This is a genomic window from Salipiger sp. 1_MG-2023, assembly GCF_030547555.1.
In the GTDB taxonomy this organism is placed as follows: domain Bacteria; phylum Pseudomonadota; class Alphaproteobacteria; order Rhodobacterales; family Rhodobacteraceae; genus Salipiger.
The window spans coordinates 1-3,947 of record NZ_JAUOQN010000122.1 but is presented as its reverse complement, the minus strand read 5'-3'; the positions used below and the strand labels follow the sequence as shown (position 1 = coordinate 3,947).

2 protein-coding genes and 2 pseudogenes are annotated in these 3,947 nt (G+C 62.8%); 1 reads left to right on the top strand and 3 read right to left on the bottom strand.

What is annotated here, in order from left to right; genetic code table 11:
• The 3 genes and pseudogenes from Q4543_RS23880 to Q4543_RS23870 form a co-directional block, all read right to left on the bottom strand.
• On the bottom strand, positions 1 to 1,443 hold a 1,443-nt coding region (locus Q4543_RS23880), incomplete at its 3' end, for a calcium-binding protein (protein WP_303442572.1).
• Positions 1,444 to 2,223: 780 nt separating this feature from the next.
• Positions 2,224 to 3,493, bottom strand: a pseudogene (locus Q4543_RS23875) (IS256 family transposase).
• Between the two features lie 87 nt (positions 3,494 to 3,580).
• Positions 3,581 to 3,706, bottom strand: coding sequence for a hypothetical protein (locus tag Q4543_RS23870; RefSeq protein ID WP_303442569.1), 126 nt, complete (start codon positions 3,704 to 3,706; stop codon positions 3,581 to 3,583).
• Here Q4543_RS23870 and Q4543_RS23865 point away from each other — a divergent pair.
• Positions 3,705 to 3,947: pseudogene (locus Q4543_RS23865) on the top strand (hypothetical protein); the annotation flags it as partial. The gene Q4543_RS23870 and the pseudogene Q4543_RS23865 sit on opposite strands and share 2 nt — an antisense overlap.

Below are 3,947 nucleotides of genomic sequence, written 5' to 3'. Positions count from 1 at the left end.
GTCGATCTGATCCAGCCCGCCGCCCGATCCGTAGATCGAGAAGCTGTCGTCGCCGCCGCCGCCGATCAGCGTGTCATTGCCGCTGTTGCCGTAGATGAAATCGCCGCTGGCGGAGCCGATGATCGAATCGTTGCCCGCGCCGCCGTCGATCAGCTCGATGCTTGTGAGGATCGGACCGCTGGAGAAATCCAGCGTGTCATCGCCTGCGGTGCCGTAGATGCGGTCATATCCGAGGCCACCGTCGATCTCTTCGATGCCGGTCAGGTTGGCGAGGCCGCTTTCGACATAGAGTACGTCACTGCTGGTCGAGCCTTCGATCTTGTCGTAGCCATCGCCGCCGTCGATCTGATCCAGCCCGCCGCCCGATCCGTAGATCGAGAAGCTGTCGTCACCGCCACCGCCGATCAGCGTGTCATTGCCGCTGTTGCCATAGATGAAATCGCCGCTGGCGGTGCCGATGATCGAATCGTTGCCCGCACCGCCATCGATCTGCTCGATGCTTGTGAGGATCGGACCGCTGGAAAAATCCAGCGTGTCATCGCCTGCGGTGCCGTAGATGCGGTCATATCCGAGGCCACCGTCGATCTCTTCGATGCTGGTCAGGTTGGCGAGGCCGCTTTCGACGTAGAGTATGTCGTTGCTGGAGTGGCCCTCGATCTTGTCATAGCCAGCGCCGCCGTCGATCTGATCCAGCCCGCCGCCCGATCCGTAGATCGAGAAGCTGTCGTCGCCGCCGCCGCCGATCAGCGTGTCATTGCCGCTGTTGCCGTAGATGAAATCGCCGCTGGCGGTGCCGATGATCGAATCGTTGCCCGCGCCGCCGTCGATCAGCTCGATGCTTGTGAGCGTATAACCCACAGACAGGTCGATAGTGTCATCGCCCGAGGTGCCCCGGATCACGTCATACCCATCGCCGCCGTCGATCACCTCGACGCTGGTGAGGTTGCTCAGTCCGCTGCTGACGTTGAAGACATCGTTGCTGGAGGAGCCCTGCCAGGTATCGGTGCCCGCGCCACCGTCGATCTGGTCGAGTCCGGCGCCGCTGCCGTGAATCGAAAACGTGTCGTTCCCGTCGCCGCCCGCCAGCGTGTCGTCGCCGCCACCGCCGTAGAAACTGTCGTCGCCCTCGCCGCCAGCGAAATCTTCAGAACCGCCGCTGCCGGTGAAACTGTCGTTGCCGGCGCTGCCGATGATGGTGAAATACTCGAACTCCGTCGATGGGCCGAGCTGCGCGTCAAAAGGGCCGCTGGCGCTGGCATCGCCAATGACGAAAACCGTTGTCCCGTCATTAATCGACAGTTTGCCGGTGCTCGACACAAAGGCGATCTGATATGTATTCGGCAGGCCGGAAAGATCGAGACTGTGCCCGCCTGCGGATTCCGCAACCGAGTTCCAGAAGTCGGGGTCATTCCAGTTGGCCGGTTCGACCAGATAAACAGTCATGGGTGCATATCCGAAGTTGCGCCCCAAGGTTATGCCGCCGCCGTAAAGATATGATTGACTTCGAAATCATGAATTCAAGCGTCTTATCCCGGCAGATGGTACAAGGGGCAATGATAGGCTCGGGATCGTGCCGATGCGTCATCGCCTGCAAACCCCTGCTTTCTGCGTGCGGCTGATCGCGGCAGCGCGGGGGGTGTGTCCCGGACATGGCGCCGCCGCGCCGTCTTCGGTTCTTTGCCCCGGCCCCATTGAAATATCGCTGATCGAGACGCTGTAACAGGCTGCGCCGCCTGCAGGTCGCGCAGCAGGTGATCTGCGAAAGTTCTGCGCGCAGCGACGTCCGGGTTCAGAGACTGCCCGCCGCTGCCCGCATAGGCGGTTCCGGTACAGTCCTGGCAAGGATGAGGCGGGCCAGTGTCAGCCGGATAGATCATGGGCGCTGCGCCCTTTGATGCGTGTCGGACATCAGATCGTAGACAGGGACCAAAAGCACACAAATAGGGGGGGCGGGGGATCACACACAAGCGCGAGGCGACATCTACGTCGACGATTTAATCGAAAATCGCCCGCCGATCGCCCGGGCCTGCGTTCAAGGAAGGATCTGGTGAAAGACATCGCTAGGCGCGGCTGGCGAAGGATCTCGGTCAGCCGTCAGTTGTCACTGTCTTGCGTACGGCGATCCATACACCGCAACTGTTCGATCCGGGCGAGGCAGGTCGTGTCGCGAATGCTGTGGAAATTCCCTGGCGGCGCGCTCCGGGGATGTGAAGGATCGGTTTCTCAGGCCGCGAGGTCAAGTGGCATGGGTTCGAGGGGCTGAGACAGAGTTTCCCAGCCATCGACCTTGCGCATCTGGATCTGGCCGGAGGCCAGCAGGGCCCAGAGCAGCATGGGCACGGTCTCTGCGCAGGGCAGCACGGTCTGGGTCTTGATGCGGCGGCGGAACTCCTCGTTCAGCCGCTCGATGGCGTTGGTGGTCCGCGCCGATTTCCACTGTGACGGGTCGAGGCGGGTGAAGGTAAACAGCCACTCGCCTGCTTCCTCGAGGCTGTCGGCGACAGCGCGGCACTTGAGCCTCCATTTTCGCAAGAATACCTTGCGGCGCTTTTCGATTTCGGCGGCGGTGCAGGCGTAAATCATGTCGCGGTAGTCCTCGCCCAACTCGTCGTGCAGGCGCTTGGGGGCATGCGCGAGGAGGTTCCGGTGCTTGTGAACCGTGCAGCGCTGGATGGGCAGGTCCTCGCCCCACAACGCCACGAGCGCAGCTTCAAGCCCCGGGGCGCCGTCGACGACCACGAATTCGGGCCGTTTCAGGCTGCGGGCATCGAGATCCTCCAGGAACTGGCGCCAGGCGGCCGTGCTCTCGCCGCCCATGTTCCTGATGGATAACAGCACCTTCTGCCCGTCCACTGCCCGGCAGTGCATCGCGGAACGCGATGTCACGAGAGGGGCGGCGCACGCCGATGGCGGCCAGAACAGAAATGTTCGTGGCTTTCCGGTCCAGCCGGGTCTTGATCACGGTGCCGTCCAGGATCAGACGGACGATGTCTTCATCGGCCAGACTGCGCGCGCACCAGGCGTCCCAGTCCACCTTGACCTTGCGCCAGGCGCGGCTGACCACGTCCTTGCTGACGGCGCCCTCGAAAAGCCCGAACAGCGCCCGCTTGACCCGGCGCGTGTTGGTTCCGGAGAGGTAGACCGCTGCGATCAGGGCCTCGGCCTTCTTCGTCCACCGCTGGTAGCGGGGCAGCGCCTTGGACCGCCACTCCGTCACCTTGCCAGCTTCATCATCGATCCAGGCGCGCGGCACCCGCACCGTTGCCGTTCCGAAGGTGCCAGTGATTTGCCGCGCGCGGTGTCCATGGCGATAGCCTTTCGCCGAGCCGTCGCTCCGGTCGTAACGAAGGCGGCCAAGAAAGCTCGCGAGTTCTTCCTCGAACACGGCTTCAATGGTCGCGCGGACGTTGCTCCGCAGCCGTTCCTCGATCGGGTCGAACCCGGCCTCTCCGGCCAGTAGCGCAAAGCTCGCGGTGTCGGTAATGTTGTTCATGGCGTGATCTCCCTGGCGGTTGCCGCCGCCGGTTGGGTGGGTGTCAGTTCACCCGGAGATTACGCCGCCTTCAAATTTCCACCAACTTCACGACACGTCCGCGAGGCATGGGAATACGGCACCGGCATCGAGTGGGTGAGGCAGGTGGTCGAAGACATCCGGGGCAAGCACCTTGGCAAGGTGATGCGCGCGGATCTTCGATCCTCTGGCCATGGACAAGATCGCCTTCACTCGCACCGAGGCGATGAAGCAGCGCACAGCCACCAATCACGCCCGCCGAGAGGACGGCGTTCTGACGCCGCTGGACGGGGCCGCCTTGCCGGACACGCCCGAAATCGACATGGGCGGGCACGGGCTCTACGCCAATATAGGTGTACCGCCGGTGACCTGCCACGGGATTTTTTCTCCATTTGAAATTAGAGTCCGACCCAACGAAGGGACGGACAATGAAGCG

Excerpts from the sequence above, each read along its gene's own strand:
- Q4543_RS23870 (WP_303442569.1), bottom strand. The coding sequence starts at position 3,706 with ATGGCCAGAGGATCGAAGATCCGCGCGCATCACCTTGCCAAGGTGCTT.